At 74.8% G+C, this 19,957-nt stretch carries 11 protein-coding genes; 6 read left to right on the top strand and 5 right to left on the bottom strand.

The genetic code is table 11. The annotated features are described in order from the left end of the window. Window positions 1-19: 19 nt before the first annotated feature. The 4 genes from ETD96_RS19940 to ETD96_RS47615 form a co-directional block, all read right to left on the bottom strand. Complete coding sequence (locus tag ETD96_RS19940) at window positions 20-217, bottom strand: MbtH family protein (protein ID WP_138637980.1); 198 nt, start codon at window positions 215-217, stop codon at window positions 20-22. A 20-nt stretch (window positions 218-237) separates the two neighbouring features. Then, window positions 238-1,527 carry a lysine N(6)-hydroxylase/L-ornithine N(5)-oxygenase family protein gene (locus tag ETD96_RS19935; protein ID WP_240807895.1) on the bottom strand — a complete coding sequence of 430 codons (1,290 nt, stop codon included), beginning with the start codon at window positions 1,525-1,527 and terminating at the stop codon, window positions 238-240. Window positions 1,528-1,541: 14 nt separating this feature from the next. Next, window positions 1,542-2,561 (bottom strand): iron-siderophore ABC transporter substrate-binding protein, encoded by a 1,020-nt coding sequence (locus tag ETD96_RS19930; RefSeq protein WP_205719358.1) that lies wholly within the window; start codon window positions 2,559-2,561, stop codon window positions 1,542-1,544. A gap of 99 nt (window positions 2,562-2,660) precedes the next feature. Then, window positions 2,661-14,654 (bottom strand): non-ribosomal peptide synthetase, encoded by an 11,994-nt coding sequence (locus ETD96_RS47615; protein ID WP_138637978.1) that lies wholly within the window; start codon window positions 14,652-14,654, stop codon window positions 2,661-2,663. 91 nt (window positions 14,655-14,745) lie between these two features. Here ETD96_RS47615 and ETD96_RS19920 point away from each other — a divergent pair, with 91 nt between their 5' ends. Then, window positions 14,746-16,041: a salicylate synthase gene (locus ETD96_RS19920; RefSeq protein ID WP_240807892.1), complete on the top strand. Its 1,296-nt coding sequence runs from the start codon at window positions 14,746-14,748 to the stop codon at window positions 16,039-16,041. Window positions 16,042-16,070: 29 nt separating this feature from the next. Then, window positions 16,071-16,853, top strand: a complete 783-nt coding sequence (locus ETD96_RS19915; protein ID WP_138637977.1) for an Fpg/Nei family DNA glycosylase — start codon at window positions 16,071-16,073, stop codon at window positions 16,851-16,853. A 39-nt stretch (window positions 16,854-16,892) separates the two neighbouring features. On the opposite strand, the gene ETD96_RS19910 is transcribed toward ETD96_RS19915, so the two are convergent. Beyond that, window positions 16,893-17,309, bottom strand: coding sequence for an SRPBCC family protein (locus ETD96_RS19910; RefSeq protein ID WP_138637976.1), 417 nt, complete (start codon window positions 17,307-17,309; stop codon window positions 16,893-16,895). Between the two features lie 230 nt (window positions 17,310-17,539). Here ETD96_RS19910 and ETD96_RS19905 point away from each other — a divergent pair, with 230 nt between their 5' ends. The 4 genes from ETD96_RS19905 to ETD96_RS19890 form a co-directional block, all read left to right on the top strand. Next, window positions 17,540-18,136 carry a 3'-5' exonuclease family protein gene (locus ETD96_RS19905; protein ID WP_138637975.1) on the top strand — a complete coding sequence of 199 codons (597 nt, stop codon included), beginning with the start codon at window positions 17,540-17,542 and terminating at the stop codon, window positions 18,134-18,136. A gap of 12 nt (window positions 18,137-18,148) precedes the next feature. Beyond that, the gene (locus ETD96_RS19900; RefSeq protein WP_138637974.1) at window positions 18,149-19,171 is read left to right on the top strand and encodes a DUF418 domain-containing protein; all 1,023 of its coding nucleotides are present in this window, start codon (window positions 18,149-18,151) and stop codon (window positions 19,169-19,171) included. A gap of 9 nt (window positions 19,172-19,180) precedes the next feature. Then, window positions 19,181-19,378 (top strand): hypothetical protein, encoded by a 198-nt coding sequence (locus tag ETD96_RS19895; RefSeq protein WP_138637973.1) that lies wholly within the window; start codon window positions 19,181-19,183, stop codon window positions 19,376-19,378. An 11-nt stretch (window positions 19,379-19,389) separates the two neighbouring features. After that, window positions 19,390-19,957: AfsR/SARP family transcriptional regulator (locus ETD96_RS19890; RefSeq protein WP_338072576.1), on the top strand; the 568-nt coding region annotated here is incomplete at its 3' end.

Below are 19,957 nucleotides of genomic sequence, written 5' to 3'. Positions count from 1 at the left end.
GGACGCCGCCCGCCCCGGGTCAGCCGGCCAGGCTCCGCGGGCGGATGTCCTTCCAGTTGGCCGTGACGTAGCCGATGCACCCCGACCGGGAGTCGGGCCCGAAGACCGTCGTCCAGCCGGCCGGGACGTCGGCGAACGCCGGCCACAGCGAGTGCTGGCCCTCGGCGTTGGCGAGGACGCGGAACGTCCCGTCGGGGTCGTCGAACGGATTGGTCATCGCGCCTTCCTCTCTCTCCTCTAGACGGCCGGGGTGACGCCGGCCGAGCGCCGGGCGATGGACCGGACGATCTCCCCGGTGCGGACCGCGGTCATGGACAGCAGCGACGAGGCGATCCCGTGGGTGTGCTCGGTCGCGCCCTGCAGGTAGACGCCCCAGGAGCGGCCGGGGGCGGTGGCGACGCGGTAGTCGCGCTCCACGACGGGCCGCCCGTCGGGGCCGGCGAGGCAGTCGCCGCCCGCCTCGCCGAGCAGGTCGAACGGGTCGCGCTCGCGGTAGCCGGTGGCGTAGACGAGGGCGTCGGCGTCGAGGTCGGCGGCCTCGCCGGTGGGCAGGAAGCCCACCCTGACGCGCACCGCGCCGCCGTCGTCCCGGACGTCCAGGACGCGGGAGGCGTTGAGGATGCGCAGCCGCTCGGCGCCCGCGACCTTCTCGGCGTAGGCGCGCCGGTACAGCTCGTCGATGAGGTCGAGGTCGACGACCGAGTAGTTGGTGTTGCGCGAGTACTCGAACAGCATCCGCTTCACGTCGTCGGGAGCGGCGTAGTAGTGGTCGACGGCCGCGGGGTCGAAGATGCGGTTGGCGAACGCGCTGTCGTCGGCGGGCGAGTACCCGTAGCGGGCGAAGACCGCGCAGACCTCCGTCTCCGGGTAGGTGCGGTGCAGGTACTCGACGGCCTCGGCGGCGCTCTGCCCCGCGCCGACCACGACGACCCGGCGCGGGTTCCAGCCCTCGCGCTCGCCCAGCCGGGTCAGCAGGTCCTCGGTGTGCCAGACGCGCTCGCCCGCCCGCACGCCCTCGGGCAGGACGGGTTCGAGCCCGACGCCGATGACCACGTTGCGGGCGAGGTGCGTCTCCAGCCGGTCGTCGCGGCGCACCACGACCTCCAGGACCTCGTCGTCGCGCGGGCGGAGCGCGACGACCTCCGTCCCGTAGCGGACGCGGTCGGCGAACGCGGCGGCCGTCCATTCGAGGTAGTCGTGGAACTCCACCCGGGTCGGGAACATCGTCTTGTGGTTGACGAAGTCGACCAGCCGGCCGCGGGCGTGCAGGTAGGCGAGGAAGGAGTACCGGCTCGCGGGGTTGCGCAGCGACACGAGGTCCTTGAGGAAGTGGACCTGCATGGTGGCGCCGTCGATCAGCATCCCCCGGTGCCAGCCGAACCCCGGCTGCTTCTCGAAGAACACCGCGTCCACGCCGGGGCGGCCGTCCGCGCCCCGCCGCTCGTCCTCCTCGGCGAGCGCGACGGCGAGGGCGAGGTTGGACGGGCCGAAGCCGATCCCGACCACGTCGTGGACACGGGGCTGCATGCGCTCCTCCTGCATCAGGCGGACTTCACCTTGCCGGCGGCCTCGGCGATCTTCGGGACGACGTTGTCGACGACGTACGGGACGGCGAGCGGGGTGGGGGTGCGCAGCGGCCAGAACGCCTTCAGGTCGAGCGGGACGTAGGAGCCGCGCTTGACGACGGCGAGGTCGGCGAACAGCTTGCCGCCCTCGATCTTCTTCTGCGTCGCGGCGTCGTCGTTGTAGTGGCTGAGCAGCACGTCCACGTCCAGGACGGAGATTTTCTCCATGCTCAGCTCGGCGGCGAAGCCGTCCCCGGGCAGCTTCGCGAGCTGCTCGGGCAGCGTCATGCCGAACTGCTCCAGCAGCTTCACGCTCGTGTCGTCCTTGGACTTCATCACGCCGATGTTGCCGTTGGGGAAGACGCTGGTGAACGCGAAGCCCTTGCCGTTCAGCTCGGGGTGCTCGGTCTTCACCGCAGCGATCTTGGCCTCGACGTCGGCGACGAGCTTCTTGCCGTCGTCCTCGCGCCCGACGGCCTTGGCGGTCTGCAGGGTGATCTGCTGCCAGGTGTCCTCGGCCGGGCCGGTCTGGTAGGCGACGGTGGGGGCGAGCTTGGAGAGCTTCTCGTACTCCTTGTCGATGGAGAAGTCGCCGCCCGCGAGGATGAGATCGGGCCGCAGTGCGGCGATCTCCTCCAGGTTGAACCCGGCCTCGCCCGCCTTCAGCAGCTTGGGCTTGGCACCGGTCAGCTTGGGCGCGGTCCAGGGCGCGAGGCCGTCGGACTGGACGCCGGTCAGCTCCGCCATGCCCGCGGGGGTGACGCCGAGCGCGAGCAGCGCGTCCTGGTCGACCTCGCCGAGCGCGACGATCCGCTTCGGCGCGGACTCGACCTTCGCGGTACCGAGCTTGTGGGTGATGGTGACCGGGAACGCCCCGGCGGACTCGCCGCCGGAGGAGCCGCCGGCGGGCTCGTCGTCGCCGCCGCACGCCGCGAGCGTGCCGAGGCTCAGCGCGAGCGCGGCGGTGGCCGCCAGGCGCCGCATCATGGTGCGCATAGAGGACCGGTGTCCTTCCAGGATCTTCGGGGGTTACTGATCAAGGATCTTAGGTTAGCCTCACCTAACCTCGCAATGGGTGCGCCGGTATGAGGCGGCTCACCTCGCCCCGGCCGGGCCGAGCCGGGCCAGCAGCCCCGCGACGGTCGGCGCCGCCATCAGCGCCGCGACCTTGAGGTCCGCGCATCCGGGCTCCCTCCTGATCCGCCGGACGAGCCGCATGGCGAGCAGCGAGTGGCCGCCGAGGTCGAAGAAGTCGTCGTCCGGGCCGACCTCCGGGACGCCGAGCTCGGCGGCGAAGATCCGGCAGAGCGCCGCCTCCCGGTCGTCGGTGCCCCGCGCCGCCGCCGGGGCGGCCTCCGCCGTGACGGCGCGCGCGGTGAGCACGGAGGGCAGCGCGCCGACCCGCATGCCGGGGTCGGCGGCGACCGCCTCCAGCACGCCGATCAGCCCGTCCGCCAGCGCGGCGATCGTGCCCCGGTCGAACAGGTCGGCGGAGTAGTCGACGATGAGCCGCAGGCCCTCGCCGTCCTCGCGGAAGATGAAGTCGAGGTCGAACTTCGCCGCGCCCGGCCCGAACAGCGCCTCCCGCTGCTCCAGGCCGGGGAACCGCACGTCGCCGACGCCCTGGTTCTCGTAGCCGACCATCACCTGGAACAGCGGATTGCGGCCGGGCACCCGGCGCGGGCGCAGCGCCTCGACGACCGCCTCGAACGGGAGGTCCTGGTGGGCGAGCCCGGCGAGGTCGGCCTCCCGGACGCGGGCGAGCAGCTCCGCGAACGACGGGTCGCCGGACACGTCCGCGCGCAGCACGAGCGTGTTGACGAAGAAGCCGACGAGGTCGCGGGCGGCGTCCTCGGTGCGCCCGGCCACGGGGCCGCCGAGCGGGATGTCGTCGCCCGCGCCGGTGCGGTGCAGCAGCGCGGCGACGGCGGCCTGGCAGACCATGAACATGCTGGCGTTCGCGTCCCGCGCGACCTTGCGCAGCCGGGCGGCCAGGCCGGGGGGCAGCTCCGTGGCGAGGGTGCCGCCGCGCTGCCCGACGGTGCCGGGGCGGGGCCGGTCCACCGGCAGCGGGATCTCCTCCGGCAGGTCCGCCAGGGCGCGGACCCAGTGGTCGAGCTGCCGGGCGTGGACGCTGCCGGGGTCGAGGGGGTCGCCGAGCAGCTCCCGCTGCCACAGCGCGTGGTCGGCGTACTGGACGGGCGGCGGCTCCCACGCCGGAGCCCTCCCGTCCAGCCGGGCGGCGTACGCCTCGGCGACGTCGCGGGCGAACGGCCCGAACGACCACTCGTCGAAGGCGATGTGGTGGAAGACGGCGAGCAGCAGGTGCTCGCGCTCGCCCTCCGGGAACACCGCGACCCGCAGCGGGACGTCCCGGGACAGGTCGAACGGCCGGGCGATCACGTCCTCGGGCGCGCAGTCGGCGACCTCCACCACGGGCCGCGCCTCCTCCGGGGGCAGGATCCGCTGGTAGGGGGTGCCGTCGTGCTCGGTGAAGACGGTCCGGAGGCTCTCGTGCCGGGCGGTGACGTCGCCGATCGCCGCCTCCAGCGCCGCGCGGTCGAGGTCGCCGCGCAGCCGCACCGCGAGCGGCAGGTGGTAGGCGCCGCGCGGGCCGTCGTCCTCGCGGAGCAACTGGTCGAGCAGCCACAGCCGGCGCTGCGCCGACGACAGCGGGATCCGCTCGGGCCGCTCCCGCGGCGCCAGCGCGGGCCGGGGCTCCGCGCCGGCGTCGCGGTGCACCCGCTCCGCCAGCTCGGCGACGGTCGGCGCCTCGAACAGGTCGCGGATCGCGAGGTCGGCGCCGAGCACCGCGCGGGCGCGGCCGACGAGCCGCGTCGCGAGCAGCGAGTGCCCGCCGAGGTCGAAGAAGCCGTCGTCGATCCCGGCGCCGGGGGCGTCCAGCACCTCGGCGAACAGCGTGCACAGCAGCCGCTCGACGGGGGTGCGCGGCGGTCTGCCCGCCTTGCGCGGCCCGTCCTGCCCGGGGTCGGGCAGGGCGCGCCGGTCGAGCTTGCCGTTGACGGTGAGCGGCAGCGCGTCCAGCGTCATGACCGCGCTCGGCACCATGTAGCCGGGCAGCCTGGTCTTGAGGCTCTCCCGGACGCGGGCGGCGAGCACGCCGTGGTCGCGCGCCGCGACGGGGTCGTTCGCGTACGCCTCCGGGGGCCGGCCCGGCTCCGCCGGGAGGTTCGCCGCCCCCCCGCCGAACACGGCGTCGTAGCGGCCGGGCCGGTCGGAGGGGGTGAGCACGGCGTCCGGGAAGAGCGCGTGAAGGGTCTCCGGCTCGATCCCGTCGCGGGTGGTCAGCGCCTGCCTGGCCTCGTCCGCCGAGCCGCCGTCGCGCAGCGTCCGCCACGCGGCGGTCTCGCCCGACAGCCGGGGGTCGGGGATCCCCCGCACCCGCAGGGGGCCCGCCGGCCTGGCCTTCAGGTCGTCGAGGGTCGTCCAGTCGACGGCCGGGGTCCGCGGCGCGGGCGGGGCGTCCATGCGCAGGACGACGTCGTAGCGGTGGCGGGTCAGCTCGTTGTGGTGCGTGCCGCGCTTGGTGAGGACGTCCACGCGGGCGGGGCCGTCCAGGGCGGTGAAGAAGGCGGGGTCGAGGAGGAGTTCCTTCTCCATCCGGACGGCGCGCTCGACGGCGTCGAGGTCGCCGCCGCCGCGGCCGAGCTGGATCGCGGCGTGCAGGCAGTGGACGGTACGCAGGTCGCGGACGTCGCCGATGAACAGCGCCCCGCCGGGGGCGAGGAGCCGCATCGCCTTGGCGATGACGTCCCGGAGGTAGCCGGCGCCCGGGAAGTACTGCACCACCGAGTTGATCACGATGGTGTCGAAGTGCGCCTCGGGGAGGCCGGCGGTGTCGTGGGCGGGCCGGCAGCTCAGCCGGGCGCCCGAGTCGTCACCGAGGTCGTGCCGGAGCTTCGCGATGACGGGTTCGGAGAAGTCGGTCCCCCAGTACTCCTCGCTCTCGGGGGCGAGGCGGGTGAGCAGGAGGCCGGCGCCGACGCCGATCTCCAGGACGCGGCGGGGCCCGGTCCGGCCGCGGAGCGCGCGGATGCGGTCGACGGTCGTCTCCCGCCATTCGCGCATGTCGTCCAGGGGGATGGGGGCGCCGTCGTAGCTGCTGTCCCAGCCCGCGAACTCCTCGGCGTGGACGACCGTGCCGACCTCGGTGTACTCGGCGTCGTAGAGCTGCCGCCACTCGGCGAGCTGCTCGTCGGCGGCGCCCTCCCGGGAGCCGTCGGGGACGATGTAGCCGACGAGCCGCTTCACGCCGGGCACGCCGGTGTCGGCGGCGACGACCGCCGCCTGCCCGACCCCGGGCTCGGCGGCGAGCGCGGTCTCGATCTCCTCCAGCTCGACCCGGTAGCCGCGGATCTTCACCTGGTCGTCGGTGCGGCCGAGGAAGTCGATGTTGCCGTCCGCGCGGACCCGGACGAGGTCGCCCGTCCGGTACATGCGCCCGCCCGCCGAGGGGCCGGCGCGGAAGGGGTCGGCGACGAAGCGCTCGGCGGTCAGGTCGGCGCGGCCGAGGTAGCCGCGCGCCAGCCCGTCGCCCGCGATGTACAGCTCGCCGGGCGCGCCGGGCGGGACGGGCCGCAGCCACGCGTCCAGGACGTAGCCGCGGGTGTTCCAGATGGGTTTGCCGACGGTCGGGGTGGCGCTGTCCTCGGTGCCGCCGCCGAGCGTGTTGATCGTGTACTCGGTCGGCCCGTACAGGTTGTAGCCGAGCACGCCGTCGGCCCGCGCGAGCCGGTCCCACACGGAGGCGGGGACGGCCTCGCCGCCGAGCAGGACGAGCGGCGGCCGGTGCCCGCCGTCCAGGAGCCCCTCGTCGAGGAGCTGCTGGGCGTAGGTCGGGGTCACGTTGATGACGTCGACGCGGTGCCGCCGCAGGTAGGCGGTGAGCGCCTCGGCGTCGCGGCGCAGGTCCTCGTCGCAGACGTGCACCTCGTGGCCCTCGATGAGCCAGAGCAGCTCCTCCCACGACATGTCGAAGGAGAACGAGACGGTGTGCGCGATCCGCAGCCGCCGCCCGGCGGAGGCGACGACCGGGTCGAAGATGTTGGCGCGGTGGTTGAACTGCATGTTCGTCAGGCCGCGGTACGGGGTGACCACGCCCTTGGGACGCCCGGTCGAGCCGGAGGTGTAGATGACGTAGGCGGGGTGGTCGAGGCGGCCCGGGGTCCCGGGGGCGAAGCCGGGCAGCTCGTCCGGGGACGGGTCGGTGCCGGGCAGGCCGGCGAGGGCGCGGGCGGTCCCGGGGTCGTCCAGCGCGAGCGTCGTGCCGGAGAAGGCGAGGCCGGCGGCGATCTCGCGGTGCGAGACCAGGCAGGCCGGGGCGGCGTCCCGCAGCATGAAGTCGAGCCGGTCGGCCGGGTAGTCGAGTTCGAGCGGCAGGTAGGCGGCGCCCGTGCGCAGGACGGCGAACAGCGCGACGACCATCTGCGCGGACCGCGGCAGCGCGAGCGCGACGACCTTCTCCGGGCCCGCGCCGTTCGCGAGCAGCAGCCGGGCGAGGCGGTTGACCTCGGCGTTCAGCTCCCCGTAGGTGAGGCGGACGTCCGGGAGGGAGACGAGCGCGAGGTCGTCCGGCTGTTCGGCGGCGCGTGCGGCGAGCAGTTCCGCGACGGTCAGCTCGGGGACGGGGTGCCGCGCGCCGTCCCAGTCGCGGCGGAGCCGGTCGTGCTCCTCGGGCAGGAGCAGGTCGAGCCGGTGGCAGGGCGTCTCCGGGGCGTCGGCGAGCCGCTGGAGCACGGAGACGTACCGGTCGGTGATGCGCTCGGCCTCCTCCTCGGTGAACGCGTCGCCCCGGTACATGACGCGCAGCCCGGCGCCGGGTTCGACGACCATCGTGATCGGGTAGTGGGTGGCGTCGCGGACCTCCCGGCCGAGGACGCGCAGGTCCCCGTCCGGGCCGAAGCCGCGGTCGGTCGGCATGCCGGGGAAGTTCTGGAAGACGAACAGCGTGTCGAACAGCGTGCCGAGGCCGGTGGCGCGCTGGACGTCGGCGAGCGCGACGTGGGAGTGGTCGAACAGCTCGGACTGCGCCGCCTGGACGCGGTCGAGGACGGCGGCGAGCGCGTCCGCCGGGCCCGCCTGCACCCGGACGGGGATCGTGTTGAACAGCAGCCCGACCATGGATTCGACGCCGTCGACGTCGGGGTGGCGGCCGGAGACGGACGCGCCGAAGACGACGTCGTCCCGTCCGGTGAGGCCCATCAGGACCAGGCCCCACGCGGTCTCGAAGAGGGTGCCCGGGGTGACGCCCCGGTCGCGGGCGACCGCGTCGAGGCGCCCGGCGAGGCCGGGCGGCAGCGGCCGGCGCAGCTCCCCGGCGGCCGACAGGTCGGCGGGCTTGTCGACCAGTCCGGGGCGGACGAGCGCGGGCTCGTCGAAGCCGTCGAGCGCGCGGCGCCACGCGTCCACGGCGGCGTCCTTGTCGCGGGTGCTCACCCAGTCGAGGAACGCGCGGAACGGCGGGACCGGGCGGGCCAGCTCGGCGGCGGCGTCGGTGTAGGAGTCGAGCAGCGAGGTGACGAGCAGGCCGCCGGACCAGCCGTCCAGCAGGATCAGCTCGGAGGTCAGCACCAGCCGGTGGTCGCCCTCCGCGAGGGTGGCGAGGGCGAACCGGATCAGCGGCGGGCGGCCCGGGTCGAACGGCTCGGAGCGCTGCGCGTCGATGAACGCCTCCAGGCCGTCGCGCGGTACCTTGGCGTGCGTCCACGGCACCTCGAAGCCGTCGGGGACGAACTGCACGGCGCGGTCGCCGTCCGTCCGGAACCCGGCGCGGAGGTTGGGGAACTTCTCCAGCACGGCGCGCGCCGCGTCCGCCATCCGGCCGGGGTCGACGGGCCCGGACAGCGTCACCACGGCCTGCTGGACGTAGATGTCACGGCCCTCGCCGGTGAGCATCAGGTGGAAGAGCAGCCCCTCCTGGAGCGGGGACAGCGGCAGTTCCCCGGCCGGTTCGGGGCGGAGGGCGGGCGCGGTGCCCGCGGTGGCCGCGGCCGCCCGCGCCAGGGCCTCGACCGTCCGGAGGCGGAAGACGTCGCGGACGGTGAACGACAGCCCGGCGCGGCGGGCGCGGGCGACGAGGAGGGCCGCGCTGATGCTGTCGCCGCCGGTGCGGAAGAAGTCGTCGTCGGCGCCGGCGGCGTCGCGGCCGAGGACGCTCGCGACGAGCCGGGCCAGGACCCGTTCCGGCTCGGTCGCAGGGGCGCGGCCTGCGGCCGGCCGGCCCGGCTCGGGCAGCGCGCGCCGGTCGACCTTGCCGTTCGGGTTGAGGGGCAGCTCGTCCAGGACGACCAGTTCGGACGGGACGAGGTAGCCGGGCAGCAGCTCGCGCAGCGACGCCCGCACGTCCTCGGGGTCGGCGTCGCCGGTGATGTAGCCGACGAGGCGGGACCCGTGCGCGGCGACGGCGGCCCGCCGGACGCCCGGCCGGGCGGCGAGCGCGGCCTCGACCTCGCCCGGCTCGACCCTGAACCCGCGGATCTTCAGCTGCCCGTCGGCGCGGCCGAGGAAGTCGAGCCCGCCGTCGGGGCGGCGGCGGACGCGGTCGCCGGTCCGGTAGAGGCGGGAGCCGGGCGGGCCGAACGGGTTCGCGACGAACCGCTCGGCGGTGCGGGCGGGGTCGCCGAGATAGCCGCGCGCCAGCCCGTCCCCCGCCAGGTACAGCTCCCCGGCAGGGACCTCGCGGAGCGCGGCGTCCAGGACGTAGGCGCGGGTGTTGGCGATCGGGGCCAGTCCCCCTCCTTCGCCGGGCAGGGCGATGAGGCTGTCGCCGGCCGCCTCCGAGCACCCGTACAGGTCGATCAGCCGGGCCGGGACCTTCGCGGCGAGCGCGGCGGGCAGCGCCTCGCCGCTGCTGATCCAGGTGGTGACCGACTGCGGCAGCCCGTGCTCCACGAACGCGGCGAGCAGGCTCGGAACGAGCGTGACGAGCCGGACATCGTGCCGTTCGATGAACTTGGCGAGCGCGACGGCGTCGGACGCGGTGGCGTCGTCGGCGATGGCGACGGTGTCCCCGGCGGCGAGGCCGCCGAGCAGCTCGGTCGTCCCGTCGATGAACGCGGGCGAGGACTTGGCGACGCGGACGCCGGGCGCGGCGAGGCCGGCGCCCCAGGCGAGCCGGTTGGCGAGGCCGCGCTGGGTGCCGGCGACGGCCTTCGGCGTCCCCGTCGACCCGGACGTGAAGACCACGTACGCGGGGTGGTCGGGATGCGGGTCCGGCCGGGCGCGGCGGGGCGCGTCGCGGGGCGGCTCGTCGCGGCCGAGGACGAGCAGGGGCCGCACCGCGTCCAGCATCGCCTCGATGCGGGCGGGCGGGTAGGACAGGTCGAGCGGCAGGTAGGCGGCGCCCGTCTTGAGCACCGCGAGCAGCGCGACGGCGAAGTCGTCCGAGCGGGGCAGGGCGAGCGCGACGACCCGCTCGGGGCCGGCGCCGGCGGCGGCGAGCCGGTCGGCGAGGGCCTCGGCGCGGCGGTCGAGCTCGGCGTAGGTGAGGGCGGTGCCGCCGAAGACGACGGCGGTCCGGCCGGGGGTGCGCGCCGCCTGCTCCTCGATGAGCGCGGCGGCCGTCTCGACGGCGAACTCGCGGGCCGTGTCGGGGTGCGCGACGGGCGCGCCGAGGGTGGAGAGCCGCCGTCCGGGGTCGGCGGTGACCTGGGCGAGCAGGTCTCCCAGGCCGCCCAGGAGACCCTCGATCGTGGCGGCGTCGAACAGGTCGGCGGCGAACGCCGCGAACCCCTGGACCTCGTCGTCGCCCTCGGCGAAGTACAGGTCGAGGTCGAACTTCACGCCGCCGGTCCCGGGCAGGAACGGCTCGGCGCGGACGCCGGGCAGCGCGAGCCGCACGTCGTCCAGCCGCTGGTGGACGATCATCACCTGGAACAGCGGGCTGCGGGCCAGCGAGCGCTCCGGGGCGAGCCTGTCCACGACACGCTCGAACGGGACGTCGGCGTGGGAGAACGCGGCGAGGTCGGCGGCGCGCACCCGCTCCAGCAGCTCGGCGAACGCGGGGTCGCCGGACAGGTCGGTGCGCAGCACGAGCGGGTTGACGAACACCCCGACGAGGCCGGCGAGGTCCTCGTCGGCGCGGCCGGCGATGGGCGAGCCGAGCGCGATGTCGTCGCCCGCGCCGGACCGCTGGAGCAGCGCGGCGACGGCGGCGTGCAGCACCATGAACACGCTGGTCCCGGTGTCGCGGGCGAGCCGCCGCACCCCGGCGGCGGGGAGCCGGAACGGGACGAGCCCGCCCCGGTGGCTCGCCTCCGCCGGGCGCGGCCGGTCGAACGGCAGGACGGTCTCCTCGGGCAGGCCCGCGAGGGTCCGCGCCCAGAAGTCGAGCTGCGGCGCCGGGTCGGACGCGGCCTCGCGCTGCCAGGCCGCGTAGTCGGCGTACTGGACCGGCAGCGGCTCCCAGGCGGGCGCGCGCCCGTCCCGCCGGGCCTCGTAGGCGTGCGCCAGGTCGGCCAGCAGCGGTGTGAACGACCATTCGTCGGCGGCGGCGTGGTGCAGGAGCAGGATCAGCGACCAGTCGTCGTCGCCGGTCCGGACGAGGGTGCCGCGGACGGGCAGGTCGCGGCCGATGTCGAAGGCGTGCGCGGTGGCGTCCCGCTCGATGGCGGCGAGGCGTTCGGGGGTCTCGCCGCGCGCGTCGACGAGGGAGAGGCGGACGGCGGTGTCCGGTTCGAGGACGCGTTGGACGGGCAGGCCGTCCGGCCCCTCGACGAGCAGCGTGCGCAGCGCCTCGTGGCGGGCGACGACATCGCCCAGTGCCGCGTCCAGCGCGTCCGCGTCCACGGGGCCGTGCAGGCGCAGGCCGAGCGGCAGCGCGTACGACGCGGACGGGCCGCGCAGCCGCTCCTCCAGCCACAGCCCGCGCTGCGCCGCCGACGCCGGCACGACCGCGGGCCGCTCGACGTCGCGGACGCGGACCGCCTCGGTCGCGGTGAGCCGGGGTGCGAGGGCGGCGACGGTCGGCGCCTCGAAGACGTCCGCGATGGACAGCTCGGCGCCGAGCACGGCGCGGGCCCTGGCGGCGACGCGGGTGGCGAGCAGCGAGTGCCCGCCGAGCGCGAAGAAGTCGTCGTCGATGCCGACGCCCTCTTCGCCGAGCAGTTCGGCGAAGATCGCGCAGAGGGCGGCCTCGCGGGCGTCGCGCGGGGCGCGTCCGGAGACCTCGGCCTCGGGGGCGGGCAGCGCGGCGCGGTCGAGCTTGCCGTTGACCGTGCGGGGCAGCGCGTCGAGGGCGACGAGGGCGGACGGCACCATGTACTCGGGCAGCGCCCTGGCGAGCGCGTCCCGGAGCGCCGCGGCACCGGTCTCCCCGCCGGAGGGGACGTAGTAGCCGGTGAGGCGGGGCTCGCCGGGGCGGTCCTCGCGGACCACGACGGCGGCCTGCGCGACGCCCGGCTGCGCGGCGAGCACCGCCTGCGCCTCCGCGGGCTCGATCCGGAACCCGCGGATCTTCACCTGGTCGTCGGTGCGGCCGAGGTACTCGACCGACCCGTCGCGGGCGCGGCGCGCGAGGTCGCCCGTCCGGTACATGCGGGAGCCGGGCGGCCCGAACGGGTCGGCGGTGAACCGCTCCGCCGTGAGGTCGGGGCGGCCGGTGTAGCCGCGGGCGAGCTGCGCGCCCGCCAGGTACAGCTCGCCGGGCACGCCGGGCGGCACCGGGCGCAGCCGCGCGTCCAGGACGTACGCGCGGGTGTTCCAGAACGGGGTGCCGATGCCGGACGCGGGCAGGTCGGCGGCCGTCGCCCAGATCGTCGCCTCGGTCGGCCCGTACATGTTGGTGGCCAGCGCCGCCCGCTCCGCCAGCGATTCGGCGAGCGCGGCGGGCAGCGCCTCGCCGCCGACCAGCACGCGCAGGCCCTCCAGCGCGGCCGGGTCGAGCGTGCCGAGCAGCGACGGGGTGCCCTGGACGACCGTGGCGCCCTTGAGCAGCCCGGCGAGCGCGGCGGGGTCGCGGACGTCCGCCCGGCCCGCGAGGACGACGGTCGCGCCGCTGATGAGCGGGGCGAACAGCTCCAGCGCCGCGATGTCGAACGCGATCGTCGTCACCGCGACGAGCCGGTCACCCTCGCCGAGGCCCAGCCGGTCGCGGGTGAAGAGGAGGAAGTTGGCGAGCGCGCCGTGCGGGATCTCCACGCCCTTGGGGCGGCCGGTCGAGCCCGAGGTGTAGATGACGTAGGCGAGCTGGTCGGGACGCGTCGCGGCGGGCGCCGCGCTCGCCGACTCCAGGGGACCGTCGAGGATGAGGAGGTCGGTGGTGCCGGGCAGGACGTGCGCGGTCTCCGGTGCGGCGATCGCGCACAGCGGCCGGGCGTCGTCCAGCATGTAGGCGAGCCGGTCGGCGGGATGGTCGAGGTCGAGCGGCAGGTACGCGGCGCCCGCCTTCAGGACGCCGAGCAGCGCCACGACGAGGCCGGGGGTGCGGGGCAGCGCGAGCGCGACGACGCTCTCGGCCCCGGCGCCCCGGGCGCGCAGCTCCGCCGCGAGCGCCGACGACCGCTCGTCCAGCTCGGCGTAGGTGAGGGACTCCGCCCCGGTCTCGACGGCCGTCGCGCCGGGGGTGCGGGCGGCCTGCTCGGCGAACAGCGCCACGACGTCGGTGTCCGGCACGGGGTGGCCGGTGTCGTTCGCGTCCTCGATGAGGGCGCGCTCGTCCTCGCCCATGAGCTCCAGGGCGCCGATCGGGCGGTCCGGGTCGGCGACCGCGTCGGCGAGGAGGGTCTCCAGGTGGGCGAGCAGCGCGTCGATGCGCTCGTCCTCGAACAGCTCGCGCCGGAACGTGGCCTCGACCGTCATGCCCCGCGGCCGGACGAACGCCTCCAGCGACAGGTCGAAATGGGTGGTGCCGTTGTGGACGTGCGTCCAGCTCGACGTGATCCCGGGCAGGTCGAGTTCGCCGATCTCCTGCGCGAGGAACAGCAGCATGGTGTCGAAGAACGCCGACCGCCCCCGGCCCCGTGCGGGGCGGAGCTCCCGGACGATCCGGTCGTACGGGAGGGCCTGGTGCGCGAAGCCCTCGGTGACCGTCGCGCCGGTGCGGCGCAGCGCCTCCCGGAACGTCGGCGCGCCCGACAGGTCGGTGCGCATCACCAGCGTGTTGCCGAAGTTGCCGACGAGCCGCTCGGTCTCGGCGTGCTCCCGGTTCATCACCGCCGACCCGACCGCGATGTCCTCGGACCCGGTGTAGCGGTGCAGCAGGACGGCGTACGCGGCGAGCATCACCATGTACGGGGTGAGGTTCTCCTCGGCGGCGAGGCGGCGCATCCCCTCCGTCACCGCGTCGTCGAAGCGCCGCGCCCGGCGCCCGCCGCGCTCGGTCGCGGCGGCGCCGCGCGGACGGTCGGCGGGCAGGTCGAGCGGCGCGGGCGGCGGGTCGAGGCGCCCGCGCCAGTAGGCCAGGTCGGCCTCGTCGGCGGGCCGCCGCTGCTCCCACTCGGCGTAGTCGGCGTACTGGACGGCGAGGGCCGGGAGCCCGTCCGGCTCACCGGTCGCGGCCGCGCGGTACAGGGCCGACAGGTCGCGCGACAGCGAACCCCAGGTCATCCCGTCCCACGCGATGTGGTGGACGACGAGGACGAGCGCGTGCGCGTCCTCGCCGAGCTTCAGCAGCTCCAGCCGGATCGGCCGGTCGCCGCGCAGGTCGAACGGCAGGGCGGCCAGCTCCGCCGCCCGCGCGCCGGCGTCGTCGCAGGGGACGGGCGGGAGCTCGAGGGAGTCGTCGTCGGTGACGACCTGGACGGCGCTCTCCCCCTCGGCGTCGGCGTAGGTCGTGCGGAGGACGGCGTGCCGCCGGATCAGGCCGCGCAGCGCCTCTTGCAGCGCGCCGGTGTCGAGCGGCCCGTCCATGCGGACGAGCAGGCAGACGTTGTAGGCGGGGCTGTCCGGGAACGTGCGGTGGTGCAGCCACATGCTCTGCTGCGCGTAGGAGAGGGGCGCCGGCCCGTCCGACCCGCGCGGGGCGATCCCGGACGTCCCCGGCCCCAGCCCGGCCTCGGCCATCATCCGCCGCATCAGTTCGCGCCGCCGCGCCGTCGTCGTCTGCACGCCCGCTCTTTCGTCCGACTCCATGATCGCGGGTTAGGTTAGCCTTGCCTATGGACGACGCACAAGGTTAGCCTTACCTAACTTGATCTTCCGGCCGCAGAGGGAGTTGGCTGCCTTGTCCATCGGTCTGCGCACTGATGCGAACCCCACGGAGCTCGTGCTGGAACGCACCGCCGAGCCGCTCGCCGCCATGGCCCGGCTGGCCGGGTCCGGCCTCTTCGGCGACTACGTGGTGTACGAGCGGCCCGGCTCGTGGACGTTCGCGGGCGGCGTGCTCGGCGAGGTCGTCCTCGACGCCGACACCGTCCACGTCCGCTGGCCGGGGCGCCCGCCGTCCACCGGGCCCTGGTCGGGCCGCCCCGCCGACGCGCTCCGCGACACCTTCGCCGACGCCCCGCTGCCCGCCTGGAACGCCTACGGCTGGATCGCGTTCGAGTTCGCCGCGCCGCGCCCCGCCGGGCGGCTCGCGCACCTGATCGTGCCGCGCACCGAGGTCCGGATCGAGGACGGCCGCGCCCGCGTCACCGGCGCCGACGCGCCGCGGGTCGCCGCGCTGCTCGCCGGGGCCGGCCCGGTCGCCGGGACCCCCTCCCCCGTCGACGTCCGCGTCGACGGCGACGCCTACCGCGCCAAGGTCGCGGCGGCCGTCGCCGAGATCCACGCGGGCCGCTACCAGAAGGTCATCGTCTCCCGCCGGCTGGACGTCCCGCACCCCGTCGACGTCATCGCGACCTACGCGCGGGGCCGCGAGGCGAACACCCCCGCCCGCTCGTTCCTGCTCGACCTCGGCGGCTTCCAGGCCACCGGGTTCAGCCCCGAGGTCCTCGCGACCGTGGACGCGGGCGGCCGCGTCATGACCCAGCCCCTCGCCGGCACCCGCGCGTTCGGCGCCGGCGCCGAGACCGACGCCCGCAGCCGCCGCGAGCTGGAGAACGACCCGAAGGAGATCTTCGAGCACGCCGTCTCCGTCCGGACGTCGATGGAGGAGCTGCGCCGCGTCTGCGACCCCGCCACCGTCCAGGTCACCGACTTCATGACGGTGAAGGAGCGCGGCAGCGTCCAGCACCTCGGCTCCCGCGCGTCCGGCGTCCTCGCGTCCGGCCGCTCCCCCTGGGACGCCCTGGAGGCCCTCTTCCCCGGCGTGACCGCGTCCGGCATCCCGAAGCCCGCGGCGATCGAGGCGATCACCCGCCTCGAGGACCGCCGGGGCATGTACTCCGGCGCCGTCGTGGCCGTCTCCCACGATGGCTCGCTCGACTCGGCGCTCGTCCTGCGCGCCCTCTACAGCGAGGACGGCCGCGCCTGGCTGCGGGCCGGCGCCGGGATCGTCAGCGCGTCCACGCCCGAGCGCGAGTACGAGGAGACCTGCGAGAAGCTCTCCAGCATCGCGCCCTACGTCGTCCGCCGCTGACCCGCCGCATGGCGGGTAGGGGACCCGCCATGCCGGAACTTCCCGATGTCGAGGGCTTCCGCCGGGTGCTCGCCGAGCACACCGGCGAGCCGATCACCGGGGTCGCCGTCCTCGACGCCGGCGTGCTGCGCGGCGTCACCGCCCGCGCGCTGCGCGACGCCCTGCGCGGCCACCGGTTCGAGGAGCCGCGGCGGCACGGCAAGTGGCTCATCGCCCCGGCCGGCGGCCCCGTCCTCCTGCTGCACTTCGGCATGACCGGCTCGCTCACCTGGCACGGCGCGGCCGAGCCGCGGCACCGCCACGACCGCGTCGTCTGGCGCCTCCCCGGCGGCGAACTGCGCTACCGCGACATGCGCAAGCTCCAGGGCGTCCACCTGGACGACGCCGGCGAGGTGCTCGGAGACCTCGGCCCGGACGCCCTGGAGGTCTCCCGGCGCGACCTCGCCGGCCTGCTGTCGCACCGCCGCGGACGGCTGAAACCGACCCTGACCGACCAGACGGTCATCGCGGGCCTGGGCAACCTGCTCGCCGACGAGATCTGCTGGCGCGCCCGCGTCAACCCGCTGCGCACGGCCTCGGACCTGGACGCGGCCGAAGTGGCCTCCCTCCACCGCGCCCTGCGCCGCGTGCTGCGCGACTCGGTCGAGGCCGAACGCGTCCCGCCGCGCCGCACCTGGCTCACCGGCGCCCGCGACAGGCCCGACCCCGTCTGCCCCCGCTGCGGCACTCCCCTGTGCAGCCGCCGCGTCTCGGGCCGCCGGACCGTCTGGTGCCCCGCCTGCCAGCCCGCGCGAGGCGAACGCGGGCGCTGAGAACGCTCAACGCCCGCGATCACGTGCCGCCGCCGTGGTTCACGCCGTGGCCAGGTATCCGGCAAGGCCGTCCAGCAGCATGGTGCTGCCCTGCTCGGCCTGGTCGCGCTCCTCGGCGCCGTCGAACCTCTGGGACAGGGTGATCTTGGTGCGGTCGCCGTCGGCGGCCAGCTCCATCGTCATCAGGACCTGGTCGCCGCCGCCGGGGACGTCCATCCCCATGACCAGGCGCTCGTTCGGCACGACCTCGGTGTAGACGCCGGTCAGCGGGACGCGGGCGCCGCCGGGGATGACCATGACCGAGCTCCAGGCGCCGCCCGGCCGGACGTCCAGGGAGACGTCCTCGGCACTGGCCCACTTGCCGTAGACGGCGGAGTCGGTCCAGGCGTCCCAGACCTTCTCGACCGGGGCGTCCAGCGTGCGGGTGATGGCGTAGTCGAAACCGGCGGTACCCATGGCTCTCCTCCTTCTCCGGCCCCCGCTCGGTGGGGGCCCGACTGACACTGAAACTATAGTAATGATCGATGACAGTCAAGAAGAGTGACTAATTTCCCGAGCGCTCTCGGCGCGCGCTCCATGAGGACAGCACTCCGGTACGACATTGCGGGAGGATGGCCGGATGACCAGCGACGCGCTCCCCCCGAGGCCCCGGTACCCCGCCGGCCCGGATCACTCGGAGGCCGCCGATGCCCAAGCGTGAGCTGTACATCTCGGTGGACGTCGAGGCCGATGGGCCGATCCCCGGGCCGTACTCCATGCTGAGCTTCGGCATGGCGGCATGCGGCACCTTCGACGGACGTGACTTCACGCCGATCGACCCGGCCGAGTCCACGTTCCACGCCGAGCTGAAACCCATCAGCGACGACTACGTCCCCGAGGCACTCGCGGTCAGCGGCCTGGACCGCGACCTGCTCGCCGCCGAGGGCCGCGAACCGGCCGAGGCGATGAACGCGGCCACCGCCTGGGTGACCGAGGTGACCGCGGCGGCGAACGCCTCACCCGTCCTGGTCGCCTACCCGCTCGGCTTCGACTGGATGTTCCTGTACTGGTACTGGACGCGCTTCGCCGACACCGGCTCCCCGTTCGGGCACTCGCGGCACCTGGACCTGAAGAGCCTCTACGCCGCCAAGGCGAACGCCATGGTCACCCGCTCGACCAAGCGGCAGATGCCACCCGAACTGCTCTCCGACCGGCCTCACACCCACAACGCCCTGGACGACGCGATAGAACAGGCCGAACTCTTCCAGAACCTCACCCACTGGCCCGGACGGGGCAATCCGTGATGTCGTCGCCTGGTGCCGACACCGCCGCGAGCGCAACCCGCCCGCATCACCGAGGTCGACGTCCTCCGCGGCTTCGCACTCTTCGGCATCACCCTGGCGAACACCGTCGCCCTCACGGGAACAACGGCCCCGGCGACGGGCGGCCTCGGCCACTGGGCCTTTGAGACCCTCCTGCACCAGAGATTCTTCCCGATCTTCTCCTTCCTGTTCGGACTGAGCTTCGGGCTGTTCCTGGACGCCGTCCAGGGGCGGACGCGCAGCCCCCGCCTGCTCATGCTGGCCCGCCTGGGCTTCCTGGTGCCCTTCGGTGCGCTGCACCGCCTGCTGCAACCGCGCGAGGTCCTGCTGACCTATGCCGTCGTCGGCATCATCGTGCTCCTCCCGGCGTCCTACCTGCCAGGTCGGCGCACGGTCCTGGCGCTGGGGACCGCTGCCACCGCGGCCGCCGCGCTGCTCACCGGCGGCAGCACGCTCATCCCCGGCCTGTTCCTGATCGGCTTCGCAGGGGCGAAATACGGCCCGGACAAACTGCTCACCCTCCCGACGAGCCGCGTCTGCACAGCCTTAGCAATAACTTCCGTAATCGCCATCGCCCTGAACGTCCAGCAGATCCACTACGGCTCCGACTCCACCTCACGTGCGGCGACCGTGGCCGGACTGGCGACGGCCGCGACCTACGTGATCGCCATCGTGCTGCTGCTCCGTACACCGATCCGACGCGTGCTGCACCCCCTGGCTCCCGTCGGCCGCATGGCACTGACGTGCTACATCGCGGCCACGCCCTTGATTCTGATATCCGATCAGGCGTTGCACCTCGACGACGGCTATGGCATTGCTCTCGCCATCGGCATGGGCGTGTTCGTGGCCGAACTGACTTTCAGCATGCTGTGGCTGCGCCGCGCCCGATACGGGCCGCTCGAATGGGTGTGGCGTTGCCTGACCTGGTGGAGCTTCGTACCGAACAGCTCACGCGGGTCCTCGCGGCATGGTCCGGCCGGGCTGCGGTGGTCTCCGTCCCGTGACGGGTGCCGATAGCGTCCGTCCATGGACGTACCCGACCTGGCGGACCTGATCTGGCTCTTCGAGGACGAACCGACCCCGGAGTACGACGACGTGACCTGGCCGGTCGGCCTGCAGGGCTTCCGCCTCCGGCGGGGCGCCCGCGAGGTGCTGTTCTCTGGTAATCCGCCTCCCGGAAAGCCCGCGCGAACCGCGCGACCGCTTCGTAGGCTGGCGCGGTGATATTCGGGGTTTTGGGGCCGTTGGCCGCCTGGACGGACCATGGCGAGCCCGTCACGGTCCCTGGGCGCAAGGTGCGGGCGCTGCTGGCGGACCTGCTGGTCCACGAAGGACGCGTCGTATCGTCCGACCGGCTCGTCGACGACCTGTGGGGCGATACGGCACCGGCCGATTCCACGGCCGCGCTGCACGTGCGGGTGTCGCAGCTGCGGCGGGCGCTGGCGAGCGCCGAGCCCGGCGCGCGCGACCTCGTGGTGTCGCAGCCCCCCGGTTACGCGCTGCGGGCCGCGCCCGGCGCGGTGGACGCGGCGAGGTTCGCGCACCTGGCCGAGCTGGCGCAGGCGGCGGGCGACCCGCGGACCCGGGCCGGGCTCCTGACGGAGGCCCTGGACCTGTGGCGCGGCCCGGCCCTGGCCGACTTCGCGGACGAGGAGTTCGCGCAGGCCGCCGTGACCCGCTGGGAGGAGCGGCGGCTGGCCGCGGCGGAGGCGCTCGCCGAGGCGCGCCTCGCCCTCGGCGAGCACCGCGAGCTGGTCGCCGAGCTGGGCGAGCAGGTGGCCCGGGAGCCGTACCGGGAGCGGC

The sequence above is a fragment of the Actinomadura geliboluensis genome, assembly GCF_005889745.1.
Taxonomy (GTDB): domain Bacteria; phylum Actinomycetota; class Actinomycetes; order Streptosporangiales; family Streptosporangiaceae; genus Spirillospora; species Spirillospora geliboluensis.
This window is presented reverse-complemented; position numbering and strand designations above follow the sequence as displayed.

Bases quoted from the DNA above. Each gene is read 5' to 3' on its own strand.
- ETD96_RS19940 (WP_138637980.1), bottom strand. From the start codon at position 217: ATGACCAATCCGTTCGACGACCCCGACGGGACGTTCCGCGTCCTCGCC.
- ETD96_RS19935 (WP_240807895.1), bottom strand. From the start codon at position 1,527: ATGCAGCCCCGTGTCCACGACGTGGTCGGGATCGGCTTCGGCCCGTCC.
- ETD96_RS19930 (WP_205719358.1), bottom strand. From the start codon at position 2,561: ATGCGCACCATGATGCGGCGCCTGGCGGCCACCGCCGCGCTCGCGCTG.
- ETD96_RS47615 (WP_138637978.1), bottom strand. From the start codon at position 14,654: ATGGAGTCGGACGAAAGAGCGGGCGTGCAGACGACGACGGCGCGGCGG.
- ETD96_RS19915 (WP_138637977.1), top strand. From the start codon at position 16,071: ATGCCGGAACTTCCCGATGTCGAGGGCTTCCGCCGGGTGCTCGCCGAG.
- ETD96_RS19910 (WP_138637976.1), bottom strand. From the start codon at position 17,309: ATGGGTACCGCCGGTTTCGACTACGCCATCACCCGCACGCTGGACGCC.
- ETD96_RS19905 (WP_138637975.1), top strand. From the start codon at position 17,540: ATGCCCAAGCGTGAGCTGTACATCTCGGTGGACGTCGAGGCCGATGGG.
- ETD96_RS19895 (WP_138637973.1), top strand. From the start codon at position 19,181: ATGGACGTACCCGACCTGGCGGACCTGATCTGGCTCTTCGAGGACGAA.